This is a genomic window from Motilimonas sp. E26 (genome assembly GCF_021278025.1).
Lineage (GTDB): Bacteria > Pseudomonadota > Gammaproteobacteria > Enterobacterales > CBDFNC01 > Motilimonas.
The window spans coordinates 297,868-319,995 of record NZ_JAIBHJ010000002.1 but is presented as its reverse complement, the minus strand read 5'-3'; the positions used below and the strand labels follow the sequence as shown (position 1 = coordinate 319,995).

Sequence of the window (22,128 nt, the reverse complement as noted above, 5' to 3'; positions counted from 1 at the left end):
AACCTCGATAAGTAATGACGGAGTCATTATCAAGGCCCAGATTAAATTAGGAACAATGCGGAGAATTGAGCGCTTACATTGAGCTCGACTTTTCCCAAGTCCAATACTTAGATAGTTCGGCTTTGGGAATGCTGGTATTAATGTCTAAAAAGAATGAGCAATCGGTACAGGCCAAATTAGTTATTCGCGGCGCTCAAGGTAATGCGCTGGATATCTTGGAAATGGCCAACATGGCAAAACTATATGCCTTTCTCTAATCCTTCACTTAACATAAGCCCGCCTTACTCTGTACTGGTCGTAGAAGACAGCACAGTATTTACCTTGCTCTATGAGCACTTTTTTAAAGAAAGGGGAGTACTGACAACAACGTGCTTAACATTGGCGGATGCGAGAAATGTCATTTCTCGGCCGCAGCAGCATTTCGATGTTGTCTTGCTTGATAACCACCTGACTGACGGGGAAGGAGTCACGCTGTTGCCAATGATCAAAGAGCATCTCAAAGCCACGGCTGTCATTATGGTGAGTGCAAATGATGATGCAGATTTCTTTCTCAGAGCTTTTAACCAAGGTATTGATGATTATGCACTAAAGCCAGTTAATATGGATTTGCTCTGGCTCAAGATGAAAAAGTCGGTGCATCAGCGTCGCCTTGAAAAACTAAACAATGAGCAACGAGAAGCACTCAATCAATGGCGTGATGCAGAGTTACAAGAACAAGCGCTTGCTCGACACCTTATTGGAGCCATGTTTGCCAAAGTGCGCTCTGATGTTGATGCCATTCATTACTGGGTTAAACCCTCTTCGCAGTTTAGCGGAGACAGCGTGATTAATTGTCAGGGGGTTGATGGTAGTGACTATGTTATGTTGGCTGATGCTATGGGACATGGTTTAGCTGCAGCGGTTTCGTTAATGCCTGTTGTGCCAATATTTAAAGCCATGGCAGAAAAAGCTCTGCCCCTTTCAAATATTGTGTTTGAGCTGAATAGTAAGTTGACTCATTTATTGCCACAAGATCGCTTTGTTGCGGTGATCATTCTTCATATTCAACCTGCCAGTAAGATTATTGATGTGTGGAATGGTGCAATGCCACCAGTGCTCGTCCTAGATGAGCACGGTAAGTTAGTGAAGCAGCTTAATTCTGCCAATATGGCGCTTGGTATTTTACCAGATACCTTGTTTAGTGTTCATCCTGAACGGATAGAGCTTGTTGATAACCAGCGCATTATTATGTTTAGTGACGGCGTAATAGAAACCTTATCAGGTGACGGTGAGCTCCTTAGCCAAGAAGCACTGATTCCGCTACTCAATATGCCAGGTAAGCCACTTGAAGGGGTGAAAAAATATTTCAATATTGATTGCCCTCCTGCCTCTGATGATATTTCTATTGTTCAGATTGATACCCATAACATTCTCCAATCGTCTGTTACTTATAAGCCCAATCAGATTGTTCAGCAAAGTGCTTTCTTAATCGAGCATACCTTGTCTGGTGCGGCATTGGATTTACTTGATATACCTGGGCATTTTTCGGATTTGTTATCCAAACAACTGCCCCTGTCATTAGTGCAAAAAGTATTTACTGTTTTAACTGAGTTGTACATGAATGCATTCGAGCATGGCGTGCTTGGGCTAAATAGTGACATTAAATCGCAAGAAAATGGCTTTTTGACTTTCTACGAGCAAAAAGAGCAAAAAGTTAAAGAGCTGACAATAGAGCACAGAATTGTTTTACAAGTGCAATGGCAAAGTGATTTAAATCGATTAGAAATTTACATTAAAGACAGTGGTCATGGATTTTTTCATGACAATATTGAAAGCACTAACTTTTCTAAAAGCTATGGCCGAGGCTTAACTTTAATTGAGCACTTAGCTGATTCCCTTGAAATTATTGCACCTGGAAATGCCGTCCGGGTGGTACTCGTTGGAAGTGATTAACTATGAGCAAAAGTATTTTAATTGTTGATGATTCTGCGTCAATTCGCCAAATGGTCGAAGCGACTTTAAAGTCGGCTAGCTATCAAGTTACCTTGGCAAAAGATGGGCAAGAAGCCTATGACTTATGTAAAACCAAGAGCTTTGATTTTGTCTTAACAGATCAAAATATGCCCAGAATGGACGGCCTAACTTTGATTAAATCATTGCGAGGTCTCGCGACTTATCGCAGTAAGCCTATTGTAGTATTGACCACTGAAGCCAGTGAAGAAATGAAAGCGAAAGGCAAGGCCGCAGGTGCCACCGGTTGGATGGTAAAGCCCTTTGAACCGAGTAAGTTACTTCAAGTTGCAGCGAAAGTGCTGGGGTAAGGCGCTAGACCACATTTGGGACACACTATGTCGATGGATATGAGCCAGTTTCATGGCGTTTTTATTGAAGAAAGTCACGAGCATCTCGATGAGATGGAGCACTTGCTGTTGGCGCTCGACCCTAGTAGTCCTGATGTCGAAGAGCTAAATAGCATCTTTCGTGCTGCTCATTCCATAAAAGGCGGCAGTGGTATGTTCGCATTTGATGCATTGATTACAGTTACCCATGTGATGGAAAACATCTTTGATCGCGCTCGACAAGGTAAATTTCAATTTTCAGCACGCGTGATTGACGGTTTGTTAAGTGCTGTTGACACACTGCGTACATTACTCAAAAGTTATACCGATGCGACTGAGCCGGATTGGGCATTAGTCAATACGGCGACAGCCGACTTGGAGTTAATTTTAGACCCCTCTAGTGAGCCCGCGGTTGACACTAAAGAGCAGGCTTATGGTTTTTTTGTTTCTGTTGGCGCTGAATCGTCATCTTCTGAGTCATCAGAGGGCTCAACTGAGGCGTCGGTCAAGGTTGGAGAGCGTGATGATGAAGGATTTGGCTTTTTTGAACCTTTAGTGAGTACAGCGGAAGCTCCGATGGAAGCCGGCGGGGAAGGATCTAATGAGGTCACTGAAAATGGCGATGATGAAGGATTTGGTTTCTTTGAGCCGTTACCTGGTCCAGCGACCGCTGAGTTAGATCAAGTTGACGATGAAGGCTTTGGCTTTTTTGCTCCCTCAGGCCAATCAGATAATCAAGTTTATGCTGATGAAAAGGGTTTCCCCGTAAGTGATGGCGTTAGTGAGGAGGCAATCACTCCCGCTACCGGATTAATGGATAAGCCGCGTCCTGCTGCGGCTAAGTTAGCGGTTACCGGAAGTGGCAAGGCCGACTCCAAAGCAAAACCTGAAAGTACAGAAGCCAGTAGTATTCGTGTTGATATTGTAAAAATAGACAGCTTGGTTAATTTGGTTGGCGAACTAGTGATCACCCAATCAATGTTAAATCTAATTGGTGATGAGCTTACTGGTCCAACCGTTGAACGGTTGCATAGTGCTTTGTCTGAGTTAGAGCGCAACACTCGCGAACTACAAGAGGGCATCATGTCCATTCGGATGTTGCCAATGTCTTTTGTCTTTAACCGGTTTCCTCGCGTGGTGAGAGACTTATCTAAGAAACTAAACAAAAAAGTCGACTTGCAAATTGAAGGTGGACAAACCGAAATTGATAAGGGATTAATTGAACGGCTGGTGGATCCGTTAACCCACCTTGTACGCAATAGTTTAGATCACGGCATTGAGCTGCCAGATGTTAGGGCGGCACGTGGTAAGCCTGAAACAGGTCGACTCACCCTTAAAGCAGAGCAAAAAGGCGGCAATATTCTTATTTCTGTTTTGGATGATGGCGGCGGTCTAGATCGTGATCGTATTCTCGTCAAAGCCTATGAAAACAATATTGATGTAGTGGAAAATCCGACCGACCAGCAGGTCTGGCAGTTGATCATGTCCGCAGGATTTTCAACAGCCGCTGAAGTGACCGATGTATCGGGTCGCGGCGTTGGTATGGACGTAGTGAAACGAAATATCGAGTCGATGGGTGGACGTTTAGAGATAGAATCCGAAGCGGGTTTAGGGTCTTCTTTTCAGATTCGTTTACCCCTAACACTGGCTATTTTAGATGGTATGTCCATTGCCGTCGGCGGGCAAATGTTCATTATTCCTTTAGTTAATATTATCGAATCTGTGCAACCTGATAAGCCTCAACTTAAGCGCATTGGTAACCAGCAAGTGCTGGATTTACGTGATGCTTACTGGCCGATCGTGCGGTTACATCAGGTGATGGAAGTTGAGCCTAAATCAGAGGACCCCTGTGAGGGGATTCTGGTTTTAATTGAAACCAGCAAAACTCGCTTTGCCCTATTAGTGGATGAGTTAATTGGCCAACAACAAGTTGTTATTAAAAGTTTAGAGCAGCACTACCGCCGTGTTCCAGGAGTGGCTGGCGCCACCATTATGGGAGATGGCAGTGTTGCATTGATCTTAGATGCAGAGTCTCTCGCTTTACGCGTGGAAGAGTCGGTCGCAGTGAGGAGTGGGAATGAATAATCAACCAACAGTGGCTCCAGCGAGCCAAGACACGGTCTCCTTAGAGTATCTAACTTTTACCTTAGGTGATGAGCATTACGGTCTCGATATTATGAAAGTACGTGAAATTAGAGGCTATGAACCCGTGACCAAAATAGCTAATGCCCCCGCGTTCATTAAAGGTGTTCTCAATCTGCGTGGCGACATTGTACCTATTGTTGATTTGCGGCTTAAGTTTAATGTGGGTGAAGCCAGTTACAACGAATTTACCATTGTCATTATGCTCCACATTAATGAGCGCATTGTTGGGATAGTGGTTGATGCTGTGTCCGATGTCATCAATATGCAGGCGTCTGATATTAAACCTCCACCAGAGTTTGGTGTTGCTTTTGACAGTCAATATTTATATGGCCTCGCGCCGGTGAATGAACAAATGATTATTTTATTGAACATCGAAAAATTGATTTCCAGCCAAGAGCTGGGCTTATTTGACAATAATGCTGTGGCGTTGGAGGGATAACTATGGGTATCGCATCTTGGTTTGGTAATAGTGAGCAACAAAAGTCGTTAGCTCGGGCTAGCTTGGCATTAGACAACAGCAGTACTTGTTTTATGCTTGCCGATGCTCAGCGCAATATTGTCTATGCAAACAAAGCTGTAGTGGCGATGCTGACAGAGGCTGAGAGCGATATTCGCAAGGATTTACCTCAGTTCTCTGTTGCCGCAATGATTGGTAGTAGTATCGATGTTTTCCATAAGCAGCCACAGCATCAAAAAAATATTCTGAGCCAGCTAACCACAACCCATACTGCCGAAATTACCGTTGGGGGGCGTTGTTTTCGGTTAGTGCTTAACCCACTGCGTAATGAGCTAGGTGAATCGCTCGGCACCTCCGTTGAGTGGCACGACCTTACTGAGTTGAAAAAGCATGCGCTGCTGTCATTGCGGGTGACTTCGGCCCTTGAGGCCACATCATCGAATGTGATGGTGGCCGATGTTGAACGTAACATTATATTTATGAATCAGGCTGTTGAGCGCATGCTACGCGAAGCTGAGTCAGATTTGCGTAAGGCGTTGCCACATTTTTCAGTGGATTCATTGTTGGGCAGCAATATGGATATCTTCCATAAAGACCCTTCTCACCAACGTCAGCTACTGGCAACCCTAACGAAAACATACGTGGGTAATATCGTGGTGGCAGGGCGCAGCTTTCGCCTGATTGCTAATCCTATTTTTGATGACAAAGGTGATCGCTTAGGCTCTGTTGTTGAGTGGATAGATCGCACCAAAGAAGTGGCAGCAGAGCAAGAGCTCAGTCGTATTCTTGGTGCACTTGATACCACCACAACCAATGTGATGATCGCTGATACTGAACGTAAGATTATTTATATGAATAAGTCTGTGGAAACCATGCTAAGTGCTGCTGAAGCAGACTTAAAAGCCGTACTGCCAAATTTTTCGGTGGCAAAAATAGTAGGCAGCAATATGGATATCTTTCACAAAAACCCTGCCCATCAAATGCATTTATTAGAAAAATTAACTAAATCTTATACCGCGAATATTGTCGTTGGTAAGCGTCATTTCAGACTAGTGGCGAACCCTATTTTTGCTAAAGATGGCTCGCGCCTTGGTTCCGTCGTGGAATGGTTAGATCGTACTCAGGAAGTATTTATTGAAGCGGAAGTGAATTCAGCTGTTGAAGCGGCGGCGGCGGGTGATTTTAGCAGCCTCGTTTCGACAGAGGGCAAAGAAGGCTTCTTCTTAAAATTATCCGAAGGTTTAAACTCGTTACTTCGCACTACTGAAAGTGGATTAAATGATATCGGTCGTGTGCTTAAGGCAATCTCTGAGGGCGACTTAACCGAACGGGTGGAAGCGGATTATCAAGGGACGTTTGAGTCTTTAAAAAATGGCTGTAATCAAACCGCGCAAAACTTATCCCAAATGCTCGGTGAAATTCGCCAAGCAGCCGACACCATTAACACCGCGTCGAGTGAAATATCTCAAGGTAATACGGACTTGTCTAGCCGTACAGAGCAGCAAGCGTCAAGCCTTGAAGAAACAGCGTCTAGTATGGAAGAGTTAACCGGTACAGTGCGTCAAAATGCTGATAACGCCAGACAGGCTAATACCTTATCAGCCAAGGCGTCAGAGGTTGCAGTTAATGGCGGTGAATTAATCGAGCAAGTCGTTAAAACCATGGCCTCCATTAATGAATCATCACAAAAAATATCCGATATTATTGGCGTGATTGATGGCATCGCCTTCCAAACCAATATATTGGCATTAAATGCCGCCGTCGAAGCGGCTCGCGCCGGAGAGCAGGGGCGTGGGTTTGCCGTGGTGGCATCGGAGGTCAGAACCTTAGCGCAGCGCTCAGCCAATGCCGCAAAAGACATTAAAGCGCTGATTTCTGACTCAGTTGGCAAAATTAATAATGGTAATGAGCTGGTAGGGAAATCAGGCGATACCATGAAAGAGATTGTCACCTCCATTAAGCGGGTTAACGATATTATGGCGGAAATCGCTGCCGCTTCTACCGAACAAGCTTCTGGGCTAGATGAAGTAGGTAAGGCCGTTAACCAAATGGATGAGATGACGCAGCAAAACGCGGCGCTGGTGGAGCAAGCAGCAGCTGCTGCTGAAAGTTTGTTATCGCAAGCCGCGCAGATGGCACGCAATGTCGCGCAATTTAAACTAGATGAAAGTCAGCAGCATCAACTTGTTGCTCCGCAATTATCTCAGCCTGTATCAAGGCCGAACATTGGAGCCAAAAAAACGGTCGTGACACGAACACCGGTGAAACCAGCAAAATCCGATGACGATGAGTGGGAAAGTTTTTAACCTTGTGGGCGTTTTACACATAACACAAATGATGAGTTGAAATGAAAGGTTGTTGGGCTCATGACACTCGCGTTTAGTTGTCATGAGGGCTGCTCATGGCGTGTTAGTGGAAGCGAAGAGAGCTGAGCTCATGGCACAAGCGGATAAATGGTTAGTTGATTTGGCAGAGATCTTAGCTCATGACACAAACGGATAATTGGAATGACAGAGAGTTTCGCTACGGCAAAGCCGATTTTGATGCCGTAAGAAGTCTGCTATATCAATTAACGGGGATCCGCCTAGCCGATAGTAAGGACTCGATGGTGTACAGCCGATTGGCACGACGCGTTAGGGCGCTAAAGCTGACTGGTTTTACGCAGTATTTAAGCTATCTAGAGCATCACCCGGCTGAAGAAGAGTTGTTTATCAATGCTCTTACCACGAATTTAACCTCATTTTTTCGTGAGCCACACCATTTTGATGTGCTGAGAGAGTATTTAATGGCGCATCCGAGCACTCGTACTATTTGGTGTGCAGCCAGTAGTACTGGTGAAGAGCCTTACTCAATCGCCATGGTTGTCGCAGAAACCTTTGGTCGCTTTGATGTGCCGGTGAAAATTATTGCTTCGGACATTGATAGTCAGGTTTTGCAAAAAGCTCAAGCTGGTATTTACCAGCTCGACCGTATCAAAGCACTGTCAGGTGAGCGTTGTAAGCAGTTTTTTTTCAAAGGCAAAGGTCGTCAGGAAGGGTTGGCTAAAGTGGTGCCAGAGTTACAGCAAATGATAGAGTTTAGGCAGTTAAATTTACTTAATCCAACGTGGTCGGTAAAGGGGCCTGTGGATGTTATTTTCTGTCGTAACGTCATGATTTATTTTGATCGATCAACGCAACTACAAGTTCTGACACGAATGGTGCAGTTAATGCCAAGTGATGGCCTTTACATTGCGGGTCACTCGGAAAACTTTAGTCATGCTAGTCATTTAGTTAAGCCTGCCGGACGGACTACTTATCACCCTAATTTGGCTGTGAGGTAAGATTGTTTACATTTGACGTTAATAATTCACACTTGGCACCAAACCGATATTATGATCGGCATTTTGATTGTGATGCCGTCAAAATACTACCTGGTGAATACTTTGCGACTAAGCATAATACCTTGATTGTCACAGTGTTGGGCTCGTGTGTTTCGGTGTGTTTGCGCGACCCACTGTTAGGTATTGCAGGGATGAATCATTTTTTACTACCACAAGATAACAGCCAGCAAGATAGTGTGTTATCAGAGTCGGGTCGTTATGGCATTTATGCCATGGAAATATTGATCAACCATCTATTAAAGTTAGGAGCAAAAAAAGAGCGCCTCGAAGCCAAGGTGTTTGGTGGTGGTAATGTGCTGAAAGGGTTTATGACAGTTAATGTTGGCGAGCGAAACGTTGAATTTGTGCAAGATTATCTGAATACCGAACAGATCCCTATTATTGCCAGTGACTTGCTCGATATATACCCGCGTAAGGTTTACTTTTTTCCTGACACTGGTCGGGTGATGGTTCGTAAGATTAAAAACTTACACAATAGCACCATTATTGATCGTGAAAGTGAGTACCGATTGAAATTACGTACTCAGCCTGAAAGTGGGGAAGTGGAGCTGTTTAATGACTGAAAAAATAAAAGTATTAGTAGTTGATGATTCAGCTTTAATTCGTAGCTTGTTAGGTGAAATTGTACGCTCGGAGCCTGACTTTTTACTGGTTGGGGTTGCGCCCGATGCTTACATCGCGAAAGACATGGTGAATACTCATAGTCCTGATGTCATCACCCTCGATGTCGAAATGCCTAAAGTGGATGGATTAACTTTTTTAGATCGCCTGATGAAAGCCAGACCAACTCCCGTGTTAATGGTGTCAAGCTTAACCGAGCAAGGTGCAGATGTAACACTTAAAGCATTAGAGTTAGGTGCTGTGGATTTTTTTCCCAAGCCTAAGCTAGATATAGCTAAAGGAATTGAAGATTATCGTAGTGAAATCGTAGCCAAAATTCGCTCCGTGGCGAGTGCAAAATTACAGCGACGGCCACCTACACTAAGTCCAAGTGCTTACACCTTCAAATTTAAAACCACGGAAAAAGTCATTGCCATAGGCGCCTCTACAGGGGGAACCGAAGCATTAAAATCCCTGTTATCTGAAATGCCAGTAGACAGTCCTGCGATAGTGATTACTCAGCATATGCCTCCGGGCTTTACTAAAACGTTTGCCGAACGTTTAGATACACACTGCGCAATATCTGTGAAAGAAGCGCAAGATGGTGAGCGTTTACTTCCTGGCTGTGCATATTTGGCGAAGGGTGATTTACATTTATTAGTGATACGCAGCGGCGCGGATTATCGAATAAAGTTTGATGATGGTGAGCGAATAAGTGGTCATAAGCCCTCGGTGGATGTGATGCTGAAATCGGTCGCAAGAGCGGTCGGACAAAATGCACTAGGTGTGATTTTAACGGGAATGGGCAAAGACGGCGCCGCCGGTATGTTAGAAATTGCTCAAGCGGGTGGCATAACCATAGCGCAAGATGAAGCTAGCTCAGTTATTTTTGGTATGCCCAAGGCAGCCATTGAAATGGGGGGCGTGCAAATGATTTTAGGATTACAAAATATACCCGCTCAAATAGTCAAAAGCATGAATCACTTAGGCACCGAGTATCGAGTTTAAGCTGGCTCATAATCACTAAACTTGCCTCCTTTTTAGCACCTTTGTAATATGCTTGTTTTCATTGTCAAAGGCGCGTTATGTTTCTCGATCCTAGTTGGCGGGTTTTAGTGGTAGGTGATGGTGATTTTTCATTTTCGGCAGCGTTAGCAGAGCGTTTCCCTCCTCGCTATTTGTGCGCGACTATTTACGACAGTGTGGCCACGCTTGCTAGTAAGTATGGTGAGCAATATCGACTGCAATTACTTCAGGCACAAACATCTTTTCCGGTTCAAGTATTAACCGAATTTGACGTGACAGACCCGCAACAATGGCAAACCTTGGCCGCAAATCATCAACAATTTGATTTAATTATTTTTCAATTTCCTTTAGTGCCGGGTTTTACCTCCAAAGCAGAATTTGAAGCCCACGGTAGGATCGACAGTAACTTACGTAATCGCCGTTTATTGCATCAGTTTTTATTACATTCCCAGAAATTTGGCCTTAACCCTGATGGCGCAGGCCTTATCTATATCAGCTCAAAAGAGGTTAAGCCTTATAGTGAGTGGGATATTGAGCATAGCTTGCACCTTAAAACCGATTTACAGTTTTTGGGTAAAATGCCGTTTTCATTCGAGCAGTTTCCCGGTTATCAAATGCGCAATGTGGATCGAGATAAGTTTGTGCGCGATACCGCAAGTTTCACTTATGTGTGGCAGCTTGATCTATGTCTCGAAGCGATTCCTGCTGCGTTAGCTATATCATTACAGGCTAACGCGCCAGAGATTGAAACGGATTTGCCTTATTGTGAACTTTGTCAGGCGGGCCCTTTTCATTCGCAGCAAGAGCAACGCGATCATCACGCTTCTAAGCGTCATCTAAAAATGCAAGGATTTCACCAGCGCTGGTTGGAAGATTTAGGGTTATTTGAAGCAGAGGTAAATGAATAACCTCAATTCTTTTAAACCAAGCATTCAAATTGAAAGTATGTTTTACCGTAAAATTTCGTTTTCAGGGACTATTCACAGCTTTTTTCGGGCAAAGCATACTTTCGCTTCATTCTAAGTTCGGCCTATTCGTACTATTTCGCTTATCCATAACTTGATTGGTTAGGATTTATTGGGCCTTAACTCATTGAATATGTCATTGAGCTGCTCTTGGTCTAGCTGCAGCTGATCCAGTATGATTTGTTCGCACCCTTGCCACTCATCTTCACCTTCAGGCAAACACGCGCGCCGTGCAATCTTGATAATTGAAATTAAATCTAGACCAATGGTATTAACGTATTTAGAGCGCGTTAACTCTGCTAAATCATATTGATGGTAAATAATTTCAATTAGCTGCTTGGGCAATTGCCAGCGTTGCGCCAACATGGCTGCAATTGTCGGGTGGCACGAGCCATAATAGTCCTTCTCTGGCTTTAATAAGTGATACCAACCATCTTGTTTTGCCCGAGGTAGCATGTCGGTTTCGTAGTTATCAAACGACACGATCATGACGGGGATCCCTGCCATGTGAAATAAACTTAACATATAAGCTGTTTCAGCTAGCTGCGGTTTTTTTAGTTGTTTAGCTACGCGGATGCTGGCTAAACCAAGCTGATTTATTTGTTGCCAAAAGTTCACTAATGCGGGGCTTTGTTCAAAGGCGTTTTTTAGTGCTATCGCTTTGACTAATGGAATGGTGCGAGCCAAGCCGAGCATCAGCACCGCTTTATGTACAGATGTTACCTTTTTATAGAGCATGTATTCGGCAGAGTTGACTAGCTGCAATATCACACTGGACATCGCCATATCTGACGCAATGAGCTCGGCGAGAATGTCAATTTTCGGCTCTTTTTTATCGGCCTCCTCTAACAACTTGAGTAATGTATCAGGCTGGGGCGGGATAATCAGCTCGGACAAAACGCGTTTTTCTTTACTGCTCAGGTTAGTCGCCATCATTTTCCTCGCGAGATTGGCTAGAAGACATTTACCATAAAACACTGGCCGTCATAGTTTCAATTATAGAGTAAATAAATTAGTGATATCAGCAGCATGGAAATAGGCTGTTGACCCATAGTTAAATTTAGCAGTCTATTTTGCAACTCACATTTATAAACTATTTATTTTTACACGAAAGTTTTTCTTATGGCCTAAGGTCTATCTAATCAACCTGTATGTTGCAGGGGTGTTAGGGTTAAGTATCTATTTTGTTGCTTGTGATGGAGTGAGATACGCATAACCTCAATTAATTGATAGTTAACTTAGACTGTACAAAGGTCGCCTACAAGGTAAGCCAAGTATGGTTAACGAGGAACAAACCATGAACAAAACAGCACAAAATGTCTTTACTGGTGCCGCTCTTGCGATGGCAATGGCTGGTATGTCACAACTGGCTCATGCCGGCAGTACAGAGAAAGCAGCGACTAACTCAACAGACTTGGTACATTGTTACGGTGTGAATGTATGTGGTGGCCACAATGATTGTAAAACCGCAGATAATGCCTGTGCTGGTAAAGCTAGCTGTAAAGGCCAAGGTTTTGTGGCTATGCCAAGTAAGGCCTGTGGTGACGTTGGCGGTGACGTTAAAGATGACTGGAAAGGTGAAACAACTAAAGCGGAATTAGTACAATGTTATGGCGTGAATACCTGTAAGGGCCACAATGATTGTAAAACTGCTGACAATGCCTGTGCCGGTCATGCCAGCTGTAAAGGCCAAGGTTTTGTAAATACGCCAGCTAAATCGTGCACTGATATCGGCGGTAAAACCAGCGCTTAACTCTAAACTCATAGCAGGCATAGTACTCGATACAGCTTGCCTTTGGTCATCGACACGATACGAAGGCAAGCAAATCTGGTATATCCACCTATTAGGAATAATATGATAAACGATCAGCTCACCCACGACTTTCTCGGTTTTGGTTTAGGCTTGCGCACAGCCCACTTTGAGCATGTGTTACAGCATCAGCCACAGGTGGATTGGTTTGAAGTGTTATCAGAAAACTTTATGGTGGCGGGTGGCAAACCGAAATATTATTTACATGCCATTGCCGAGCAATATCCCTTGGTAATGCATGGCGTGTCTATGTCCATTGGCGGCACTGACCCGCTGAACATGGATTATCTTAAAGCACTGAAAAAACTCGCTAATGAAGTGCAGCCAAAATGGATTTCCGATCACTTATGTTGGACTTCAGTGCACGGTCAAAACAGCCATGATTTATTGCCGTTGCCTTACACGCAAGACACCATTAACCATGTCGCAGCGCGAGTTGGGCAAGTGCAAGACTTTCTCGGGCGGCGTATTTTACTGGAAAACGTATCAAGTTATTTGTCGTATCAAGATTCGACCATGGATGAGTGGGATTTTTTAAACGCGTTAGCCGAGCAAGCCGATTGTTTGATTTTGCTCGATATAAATAATATTTACGTTAGCGCCCGCAATCATGGCTTTGATCCCCTCGAATACCTAAGCAAGATCAACCCTAAGCGAGTACAGCAATTTCATCTCGCGGGTCATAGCGACTACGGCGACTATGTGATTGATACCCACGATCAGGACGTAGTAGAACCGGTTTGGCAGTTGTATCAACAAGCGCTGCAGCGTTTTGGTCTAGTCAGCACCATGATTGAACGCGATGGCAATATTCCCGAATTTCCAGCACTGCAGCAAGAGCTGCAGCAAGCAGCAATGTTGGCCGCTAAACAATTTCCCCATTTAGTGAATCGCACCTTTGAGGCCGCAGTCTTAGCGCAAGGACAAACGACATGAGTGAGTCATTACGCCAGTTGCAATACGCCTTTATGGATTATTTAAACACAGGTGAAACGGCATCATTTCAGCCACATGTTATTGCGCAAGGCAGAATTACAGTAGATACGCGGCTGGCGATTTATCGCAATGCCTATCGCATTCGTTTAACCGAAACCATCGAAACTGACCACGAAGTGCTTGGCCTTTATTTAGGTGATGACTTATTTGACCAAATGACGCGCGGTTACATCCAGCAACACCCTTCAACGGTGCCCTCATTGCGGGATTTTTGCGATGCTTTACCGACATTCTTAGCTCAGAAAATGCCTTTTTCTGAGCATCCCATTTTAGCCGACATTGCTGCCTTTGAGCGCCGCTTGCTTAATGCTTTTGATGCGCCCGATGCACAACGTCTTGGCTTTAGTGATTTACAGCAGCTGCCTGTGCCAGATTGGCCCCGTTGTCAGTTGCGGTTTCATCCTAGCGTACAGATTTACAGTTGCCAAAGTAATGCGGTGGAAGCTTGGCAAAGTATTAAAGCTGGGCACGCGCCCGCAGAGCCTGATTATAGTGCTACTCGACACTGGCTGTTATGGCGTGGCGATACTCGGTTGACCGAATTTATCTCCCTCGCACCTTTTCAACATGAATTACTAATGGGTTTTATCCAAGGTCGTAATTTCGCTGAGCAATGTGAATTGATGATGCAGTTTTTCGACGCAGAACAAGCCCCGCAGCAAGTGCTAAGTGCGTTGCAAGCTTGGTTTGAAATGGGGCTGATTATAAGCCTTTGTACGTAATGGCTTAATCTGCAGCAGAATGATGACTTGTTACGCTAATTTTGCAAATCATAACAATATTAAAATCTATCTGTGATTTATATTGCAGCTTTAAATATCCTTACTGACAAAAAAGCTGTTAATAGATTATAGTCGCGGCTTTCATGCAAAAGTATTAGGTGGCAGGCTTGGCTCTAAATTATACCGGTAAAATATTGGCACTTACTGGCGCACTGTTGGGGTTAACAGCATGCGGTGGCGGATCGGGTGGCAGTGATACGGGCAACAGTAGTGATGGCGGAGCTGGGGGGCAACCCAGTATCATTCCAAGTTCCGTGCCGAGTATCGCTCCAAGCTCTTCGCCGAGCCCTTCACCAAATATCATTCCGAGTGCCGCTCCGAGTACAGAGCCTACGCTACAAGTGGCTATTACCACTCGCGTCAGCACTGGCGGGCAAATTACACCAGCCCAACTGCAAGTATCACAGGGTGAAAGTGTTAGTGTTAGCGTTCAAGCAAGCTCGGGCTATCAACTATTGAATATCCAAGGCTGTGGTGGTCAATTATCTGCGATGCAGTATCAGTTTAACGCAGTGCAAAATTGTCAGATCCAAGCCGAATTTATCTCCAACCCAGAGCTCGCATTGCAGCGGGGCGATCATCGTTTGGCCTCTGAAACAGAGCTAATTAGCTTTGCTCAGCAGCAAATTACTGAGCTTAGACAAGTGCAACAGAGTCTTTTAGCTCAGATTTATCAAGGCGCCATTGTGCCTACAGCAAGAAATAGTCAGGAGGTTGCAGCGGTTAATGATACTCAAATTGCTCAGGCAATTACCGCTCCGCTAACTTGGAACCCAAGCCATGACAGCATCACTTTTAATGTGGTTGATCCCAGCCAAAGCACCATTGTATTGCGCGCCAATCAAAACGGCGGTGGCGACCCTTCACAAGCGGGATTGATTGTTGCGGGAGAGCAAAATGGTCATCGATATAGTGCTATGGCGGCTAATTTATTTGCGGTTAATACCAATGCCGAAACCGACCAGTTATTAAAAAACTTGCTTACTTGGCTAACCGCGCGCGATCTTTCTAGTGGTCAGTTAAAGGTGATTACCAGCCATGTGCCGTCTAACGCTGACAGCTGGTATTTCCCTCATAATGAGCGGATCCGCAGTTGGTTAGATACTCACTTTGCCGATCGCTATCAGATTAATGCTGCTAATACTTGTGACTATGAAGCCTTGTTGGATTGTATTAATCAGCTGCAGCCCGATTTAATTATTCTTAGTGACATTGACCGCGAAGAACGCGGTAACACCGCCCTTGAGCCAGCCATTGAATTAGCAAAACGTAATAAAATCCCATTGCTGGTGGCTAATTATCGCCGCCAAGCCAGTGCCATGAGTGCAGACTTGTACCGATATATGGCACTGCACACCAGTGGTAACTATTGGTCTAAGCATCAAGTGGTGAATGCATTGCCAAGTGAGCAGATGGCAGCAGATGCCGACCTTACCAAGGTCGCGACATTATTCACTAAATACGGCCAAGGACAGGTTGCCAGTGACAGCGTAACTGGTTGTAACACTAACTATATCAATTGTGGTGATGCAACGTTCAGTGCCGAGTTTAAAAACGCGGCAGACTGGCTGCGCTCAGGCGCTATCGCTGTTGACGATTGGGGTTTAGATGTTTTTAACGGCACTTCCGCGTCGAGCTATCGTGTACTGAAAACCGCCCTGCTATTAGCAGATAAATACCGCCAGCAAATTGATTATCCGATTACCTTGGCGCAGCCAAAAGCCTTTTCTGAGGCGCTACTTGCTGATTGGCTGGTAAGCTATGCCCGTGCTAAAAATGCTGCCCAGCCTGATTTAGGCCAATTTGTGGTGGACAAAAGCCAAGTTCAACAAGGTAGCAATAGTCACTATGCTTATCCCGCGACTGCAGAGCAAACCCTATGGGTTGAAGTGCCTTATCAAGGTCAATGGACCACCACGGGGTGGTATGCGCTGCCCGGGCAAACCATTAGCTTAACGCGCCTTGATAGCAATAGTGCCAATGTAAAGATCAAACTTAACTACCATAGAGCAAACACTAACCGCGTTTTTAGCGGCGCTAATTATTACTCGCCATTAGAGCTAGAGCAGTCTCGTTTATCGTTGGCGGCAGGTGAAACCACCACCTTTAGTAGCCCCTATGGTGGCCCTATTTATTTGTATATTAATGGCGGAGAAGCGCCGTATAGGGTGAATGTGAAAGCCCAAGGCATTAGCTTTCACCCGGCGATTTTAGACCCTAGTGATGACGCACAAGTGGCACGCTTTACGCAGCTGATGTTGAACACAGAAATACCCCATGTTGACTTGCGCACCGAAGGCGCTGAGCAGCACATGCGTCGCGATAAATTCTTAGGTGCTAGCAGCGTGGATGCGGACGCGGTGACCACGCTGTTAAAATCGGTACAAGAAGATCACATCGGTGCGGTTTACACCTTAGCTGGCTTTAAGGTGCAAGGTAAAACCTTGGCCGAGTCATTATCTACCAATGTGTTAGCCAGTTGTACCGGCTTATTTGGCCGTGATGCTTGTGTCGATGCTTCACTCCATACACGACAGCTGATCCAACATGCTAACTATGACCAAAACGCCCATTGTGGCGCAGGCTGTAGTGGCAATCCTTGGGATGCATCTTGGAATATTTCGCCAACAGGTTGGGGTGATAACCACGAACTGGGTCATAACCTGCAAACCAACAAGTTGAATGTGCAATACGCAGCCGCAGCGGATCGCAATGATTGGGGGCAATACGGCTCACGTGCGGGGGAGAACTCCAACAATATTTTCCCTTACTTTGTTAAATGGCGCGCCCATTACCAACGTGATTTGCAAACCAGTATTATCACTGATGGTCACATGAATCATAAAGACTTGTTTTATGTGTTTATGTCTGACGCATTGGCACTGAAAAATAGCCAAGGCGATCGCGTGGTACTCGGTAGTCGCTGTAGCGCGTTAGACTCAGGCGATCGTTTTGAAGGGCCATGGGCCAGTAATGCTTACGCCACTCACAATGGCTATCGCATGGCGTTTTATATTCAATTAGCGTTGCAAAACCATAAAGCGGTACTGAGTGATGGCAGCCAGTTAGAGAACGGTTTTCACTTGTTTACTTTGATGTATCAATACAGCCGCATTTTTGCCGATGCCGCGCGCGATCAAGCTAGTTGGGATGCGCAAAAAGCCAGCTTAGGTTTTGCCCAATTTACCTACTCTGGCGATGCCACTTATGGTGGTCGTAATGTGTCGAGCATACCGGGTAACGATTTTATGCTGGTGGCCTTGAGTTATTTGACCGCAAAAAACTGGCAGCCGTATTTTGACATGTTTGGATTACGTTACTCTGACTTAGCTGCAAGCCAAGCGGTAGCTAACGCAACCAAGGGTAGTGTGACGCCGGGAATGTATGTGTTAGAAACCGACCTGCCGCCAGTGAATATGAGTGAAGGCTTAGACTTTATTGCGCTGGATTTAGCTAATCCGACGGCGCGCTGGCCCAGAGATAACAGCTCGCCTGCGGATTGTGGGTTGTAGGCTGCTTGTTGTGTAATGAATTACGCCATGTTTAGTTGGCATGGTGTTATACGGATATCAGCTTACTTCTTGTAATCGATTCCGTCTGACCCTTAAGGGTGATGTTTTCTGATCTACATAAAGCTATAATATTTATAGTTGAGGTTGAGGTGTTGAATCATGAACAAGAAATTAGAGGCATATGGCGTAAAAGCCGTAGAGCGACCAAAGATAAAGGCAACAAAACAGCTCGATTTATCAGGCACTTTTGGCCAGCAGATTGTTAAGTCTGAAACCAAACTAGCGCTGCGAACACACCCAAAAACATTTCAAAAATTGGCTGATATGTAGTGAATATCATCTGCTTTCCATTTGAACGTGTTATTGAAATTAATGCGTTAATTTTGTCAACAGAGCCGGGAATGAAGGGTGTTGTAGATATTCCAAAACTGCAAGGTGCTCTTAGTCGAATAGATAATGCTATTGTTTATCAAGGGCTAGATGATATTTTTGAAATTGCAGCTAAGTACACAGCAAGTATTGCGGTTTCTCATGCCTGCCCTGATGCGAATAAACGAACAGGTCTTGCTGTAGCGCTTGAATATCTCTCGTTGAATGATTATGAAATTACTGAAGACAACGATTTGTTGGCTAATGCTGTTCGAGATTTAGTGATTAATGAAATCAATGAAACTGACTTTGCCGATGTGCTGTATGCGCAATACCTTAAAAATGAAAAGTAGTTTAAATCCACATTCTTTTAGTTATCCCCAGAGTACAACCTTATTTTAGCCCGCCGCTCTGTCCTGCTATTACATCCCTTAACAATAAGCGTTAATATTATCTTCAGTTAACTGGCAATATTAGCCAGATAGGGGAAGATAAATGAGAAATCTGCGTGATCAAGTATGGGCTTGGTATCAACAAGGTGAAATCAAGGCTGAACAGATGCCCAAAGCGTTGACGCTGGCTGGCAAGGCGCAGCCAGAAGTGGCGTGGCGCGAGGTGATAGGGCAATTATTGCTTTGGCTGGGTGTGCTGTTTGTTGGTGCGGGCGTGATCATCTTTTTCGCCTTTAACTGGCAAGACCTAGGTAAATTTGGCAAGTTTGCACTCGTGCAAGGCTTGTTGCTGATTTGCGCCTTGGCTTATGGCGGGTTGCGCTGGCAAGAGCGTGATATCAACCCTAGAGGTTTAGGCGCGACTAAGGCCAATGCCAGTTTGCTGGGTTTAAGCTTAATGATTGGCGCGTTATTAGCATTGGTGGGGCAAACCTATCAAACTGGCGCAGATCCTTGGCAGTTGTTTGCTATTTGGTCGCTGTGCTTACTGCCCCTTGTTTGGCTGGCGGGCTTTGATTTGTTGTGGCTTAAGCTATTGGCATTAATCAACCTTACTTTAGTGTTGTATTTTCATACTTGGCCGCAGGCTTGGTGGTTTTTTGATTCTTATGTATTTGTGTTAGTTGCGATAAGTTTATTCAATGGCGTGGTTTATTTGGTTTTCTTGGCCGCGCAAAAGCTTAATATTGCACGCTTAAATGCGCCTATTTGTCAGTCTCTTAGTATTTTATTGGCGCTGGTCGCGCTGACTTGGTACGGCTGCTGGCAAGCTCTTGAAATTGGCGATTCTTCCCCTTTTAGCTTTTATTTGCTCTACAGTGCGACAGTGTTTTTGCTATCGCGCTTTGTCTTTAAACAGTTATTACCGCTGGCCTTGGTGTGCTTTAGTGCCATTGCGGTGAGCACGGTTTGGCTAGGGCGGAATATGTTTGATACCAGCAGTGAGGTGGGCGTATTTTTCTTTTTAGCCATGTATATCGTGGGCGCGACAGCAGGGATATCGGTTTGGTTAACCAAAATGCGCGCCTTGTTTAACACCGCCGAGCTCAATGGGAAGGCCAGCCAATGAAAACTGAAAATGCGCAATTATGGCAAGCGTTGCAACAAGCGAGCTGCGTTGATACTGCGTCGCCTCTACCTGATCAGCCATTAATGCCACCTTGGTATTTAGGCATTCTACAGGGCTTTGCTGGCTGGGTGGCGGCTTTGTTTTTACTCGGCTTTATGGGCAGCTTTTTGGCGTTGTCATTAGGTGAAGTGCTTGACGAGGGGATCTTGTTCATCGGTGCAATCTTTGTGGTGCTTGGTGCGGTACTGGATCGTAAGTCGCTGCAACAACAGGTATTTGTTACCCAGCTGGCGTTGGTGTTTGGTTTAAGCGGCTTACTGGGCGTTGGCTGGGGACTGTCAGAGATACTGGGCTATCGCAGTGAACAAGCTTGGTTTTTTAGCTTTGGTGCATTGCTGATTGTTCACAGCGCATTTATTAATAATCGCTTGAGTGTGTTTTTAAATAGCATTGGCATTGCTGGCTGTATTACTGGCTTACTGTATCAATGGCAGCTGATGAGCGTGATGCCATTGGTGATGCTGGTGTTGGCGATAGGGCTATGTCTGAATTTAGAGCGCTTAGGGTCGCATTATGGCCGTTTATGCACCTTGGCCTATGGCTTTGCGAGCTGGACCTTGTTGGCACAAGGCTTGATAAGTCTTGGCGCGTCGGATTTTGATTTTTTCAGCGCGACTATCGGTGAGTTATCTATTTGGTCTTGGTTGTTGCCTTGGTCGCTGAGTTTACTGGCGAGTTTGTTGTTGGTGCGCCATATTTTTGCGCAAAGGCAAATCTCGTTATCGACGACTGTAGGCTATGGAGCGATGGCCACTGTGGTGGTGATTGGCGCGCTAGCCGTGCCATTAACGGGGCTAAGCACGGCGGTACTGTTTTTATTATTGGGCTTACAACTGCGCGATAAGGTATTTACGGCGTTAGCTATTTTCAGCATTCCACTGTTTATTAGCGCCTATTATTACTCTCTTAGTGTGAGTCTGTTAGAAAAATCCCTATTGCTGACCGCATTAGGGGTGGTGCTGTTATTGGCTCGTTGGGGGCTTAATCGTTACCTGTCTCAGCCAAGTTCAGTCGCATCACAGGAGGCGTTATGAAATCATTACAGCAAGTAAAGTTGAGTATCGCCGCAGTGCTGCTATTAAGCCTTGGTCTATTAGCCATGATCAACTGGGATATCGTTAAACGTGAGGCTTGGTTAGCTGAAGGGGAGATAGTGCGCCTTGAACTGGCGCCGGTTGATCCCCGCTCGTTAATGCAGGGGGATTACATGACGTTAAATTATCAGATCATGGCAAGGATCCGCGCAGCAACTGATGGCGACAACCTGAATGGTTATGTACGAGTGAAGCGCAATGCCGATTTAGTCGCTCAGTTTGTTGCCTTTGAAGCCAATTACCTTGATGCCAGTACGCTGCCTGAAAATGAACTGTTGCTGCAAGTTCGACTGCGCGGCGGCCAAGTTAAACTGGCAACCAATGCGTTCTTTTTTCAAGAAGGCCAAGGCGAGCGTTTTGAGGCAGCGCAATACGGCGAGTTTAGAGTGAATGAACAGGGCGAGTTGTTGCTTGATGCCTTGCTTGATCAAGATTTGCAGAAATTGTAGGTATTTTGAGTTAATGTAAACCATGGCTGTTAGTCTGATACAGCCATGCTTTACTAATTAGTTTCTATTAAAGTTGCTCTATTTGTTGTGCATCATTTTTACTCGCAGCAATAACTTCCTTGGCTGAGCGTAGTGCCGCATCTAATTGCTCATAGCTAAAGGCTCTTATCCCAGTAGCCCCTTTCCAAGTATCATGAAAATACTCATGGCTTGATAAGATCGCTTCGTGCGCATTGTAGAGCTGTACAAATTCAGCTTTTAACCGACCTACTTCAGCGTATTTTTCAGCCGCTTCAGGATCTGGCGAATTAGTGTCTAATGAGAATAAAATGATTATGCAAATCAATGGACTCAATATTAATGAAAGAGCAAACCAAGCGGGTCCACTGCGCATACGATTTTCTGCCATATAGGCTGGGATTAAACATATCGCTAAAGCGAAAATAAAATGGAATATGCTCATCCCTTTAATAAGACCAACAAGCAACATAGATTGTTTCCTTTAGTGTAAAGATTGAAAGGATTATCGCATGCAAATGATTGTTTTTTGATTTATTTTTTATTTTTGGTGTGGTCTGTTTCTATTTTTATAAAGGCGTTCACAAAAACAGGAGCCTAAGCTCCCGTTGTCGTTTTAGCAAA

At 44.9% G+C, this 22,128-nt stretch carries 21 protein-coding genes; 19 read left to right on the top strand and 2 right to left on the bottom strand.

From position 1 onward, the window contains the following. The first annotated feature begins 65 nt into the window (after positions 1-65). From K1M91_RS02805 to K1M91_RS02760, 10 genes are all read left to right on the top strand, one after another. Positions 66-257 carry an STAS domain-containing protein gene (locus tag K1M91_RS02805; RefSeq protein ID WP_232800035.1) on the top strand — a complete coding sequence of 64 codons (192 nt, stop codon included), beginning with the start codon at positions 66-68 and terminating at the stop codon, positions 255-257. Further along, complete coding sequence (locus K1M91_RS02800; protein ID WP_232800034.1) at positions 244-1,932, top strand: SpoIIE family protein phosphatase; 1,689 nt, start codon at positions 244-246, stop codon at positions 1,930-1,932. Before K1M91_RS02805 ends, K1M91_RS02800 begins: the two co-directional genes overlap by 14 nt. 2 nt (positions 1,933-1,934) lie before the next feature. Further along, positions 1,935-2,300: a response regulator gene (locus tag K1M91_RS02795; RefSeq protein WP_232800033.1), complete on the top strand. Its 366-nt coding sequence runs from the start codon at positions 1,935-1,937 to the stop codon at positions 2,298-2,300. 27 nt (positions 2,301-2,327) lie between these two features. Continuing rightward, a complete protein-coding gene (locus K1M91_RS02790) occupies positions 2,328-4,403 on the top strand; it encodes a chemotaxis protein CheA (RefSeq protein ID WP_232800032.1) in 2,076 nt (691 codons plus the stop codon). After that, the gene (locus tag K1M91_RS02785) at positions 4,396-4,902 is read left to right on the top strand and encodes a chemotaxis protein CheW (protein ID WP_232800031.1); all 507 of its coding nucleotides are present in this window, start codon (positions 4,396-4,398) and stop codon (positions 4,900-4,902) included. Before K1M91_RS02790 ends, K1M91_RS02785 begins: the two co-directional genes overlap by 8 nt. A 2-nt stretch (positions 4,903-4,904) precedes the next feature. Next, positions 4,905-7,226 carry a methyl-accepting chemotaxis protein gene (locus K1M91_RS02780; RefSeq protein ID WP_282561069.1) on the top strand — a complete coding sequence of 774 codons (2,322 nt, stop codon included), beginning with the start codon at positions 4,905-4,907 and terminating at the stop codon, positions 7,224-7,226. A gap of 179 nt (positions 7,227-7,405) precedes the next feature. Next, the gene (locus tag K1M91_RS02775) at positions 7,406-8,242 is read left to right on the top strand and encodes a CheR family methyltransferase (protein ID WP_232800030.1); all 837 of its coding nucleotides are present in this window, start codon (positions 7,406-7,408) and stop codon (positions 8,240-8,242) included. Between the two features lie 2 nt (positions 8,243-8,244). Continuing rightward, the gene (cheD, locus tag K1M91_RS02770) at positions 8,245-8,865 is read left to right on the top strand and encodes a chemoreceptor glutamine deamidase CheD (protein WP_232800029.1); all 621 of its coding nucleotides are present in this window, start codon (positions 8,245-8,247) and stop codon (positions 8,863-8,865) included. Then, positions 8,858-9,910, top strand: a complete 1,053-nt coding sequence (locus K1M91_RS02765; protein WP_232800028.1) for a chemotaxis response regulator protein-glutamate methylesterase — start codon at positions 8,858-8,860, stop codon at positions 9,908-9,910. Before cheD ends, K1M91_RS02765 begins: the two co-directional genes overlap by 8 nt. 77 nt (positions 9,911-9,987) lie before the next feature. Further along, positions 9,988-10,836 (top strand): Rossmann-like fold-containing protein, encoded by an 849-nt coding sequence (locus tag K1M91_RS02760; protein WP_232800027.1) that lies wholly within the window; start codon positions 9,988-9,990, stop codon positions 10,834-10,836. A gap of 159 nt (positions 10,837-10,995) precedes the next feature. Here the strand turns inward: K1M91_RS02760 and K1M91_RS02755 are convergent, their stop codons facing one another. Further along, entirely contained in the window at positions 10,996-11,826 is an 831-nt protein-coding gene (locus tag K1M91_RS02755; RefSeq protein WP_232800026.1) for an HDOD domain-containing protein, read from the bottom strand. A 364-nt stretch (positions 11,827-12,190) separates the two neighbouring features. Here K1M91_RS02755 and K1M91_RS02750 point away from each other — a divergent pair, with 364 nt between their 5' ends. From K1M91_RS02750 to K1M91_RS02710, 9 genes are all read left to right on the top strand, one after another. Then, on the top strand, positions 12,191-12,646 hold the full coding sequence (locus tag K1M91_RS02750; protein WP_232800025.1) for a hypothetical protein: 456 nt from the start codon (positions 12,191-12,193) through the stop codon (positions 12,644-12,646). 102 nt (positions 12,647-12,748) lie between these two features. Continuing rightward, positions 12,749-13,639 (top strand): DUF692 domain-containing protein, encoded by an 891-nt coding sequence (locus K1M91_RS02745; RefSeq protein WP_232800024.1) that lies wholly within the window; start codon positions 12,749-12,751, stop codon positions 13,637-13,639. After that, a complete protein-coding gene (locus tag K1M91_RS02740) occupies positions 13,636-14,421 on the top strand; it encodes a DNA-binding domain-containing protein (protein WP_232800023.1) in 786 nt (261 codons plus the stop codon). The genes K1M91_RS02745 and K1M91_RS02740 overlap by 4 nt, the downstream gene beginning before the upstream one ends. A 167-nt stretch (positions 14,422-14,588) precedes the next feature. Further along, positions 14,589-17,993 (top strand): ImpA family metalloprotease, encoded by a 3,405-nt coding sequence (locus K1M91_RS02735; RefSeq protein WP_232800022.1) that lies wholly within the window; start codon positions 14,589-14,591, stop codon positions 17,991-17,993. A 159-nt stretch (positions 17,994-18,152) separates the two neighbouring features. Next, the gene (locus K1M91_RS02730; protein WP_232800021.1) at positions 18,153-18,323 is read left to right on the top strand and encodes an acetyltransferase; all 171 of its coding nucleotides are present in this window, start codon (positions 18,153-18,155) and stop codon (positions 18,321-18,323) included. Further along, the gene (locus K1M91_RS02725) at positions 18,323-18,715 is read left to right on the top strand and encodes a type II toxin-antitoxin system death-on-curing family toxin (protein WP_232800020.1); all 393 of its coding nucleotides are present in this window, start codon (positions 18,323-18,325) and stop codon (positions 18,713-18,715) included. The genes K1M91_RS02730 and K1M91_RS02725 overlap by 1 nt, the downstream gene beginning before the upstream one ends. A 142-nt stretch (positions 18,716-18,857) precedes the next feature. Further along, a complete protein-coding gene (locus K1M91_RS02720; protein ID WP_232800019.1) occupies positions 18,858-19,883 on the top strand; it encodes a DUF2157 domain-containing protein in 1,026 nt (341 codons plus the stop codon). Next, positions 19,880-20,977, top strand: a complete 1,098-nt coding sequence (locus K1M91_RS02715; protein WP_232800018.1) for a DUF4401 domain-containing protein — start codon at positions 19,880-19,882, stop codon at positions 20,975-20,977. Before K1M91_RS02720 ends, K1M91_RS02715 begins: the two co-directional genes overlap by 4 nt. Beyond that, positions 20,974-21,486: a GDYXXLXY domain-containing protein gene (locus K1M91_RS02710; RefSeq protein ID WP_232800017.1), complete on the top strand. Its 513-nt coding sequence runs from the start codon at positions 20,974-20,976 to the stop codon at positions 21,484-21,486. Before K1M91_RS02715 ends, K1M91_RS02710 begins: the two co-directional genes overlap by 4 nt. A 67-nt stretch (positions 21,487-21,553) precedes the next feature. On the opposite strand, the gene K1M91_RS02705 is transcribed toward K1M91_RS02710, so the two are convergent. Beyond that, positions 21,554-21,976 (bottom strand): hypothetical protein, encoded by a 423-nt coding sequence (locus tag K1M91_RS02705; RefSeq protein ID WP_232800016.1) that lies wholly within the window; start codon positions 21,974-21,976, stop codon positions 21,554-21,556. Positions 21,977-22,128 lie beyond the last annotated feature (152 nt).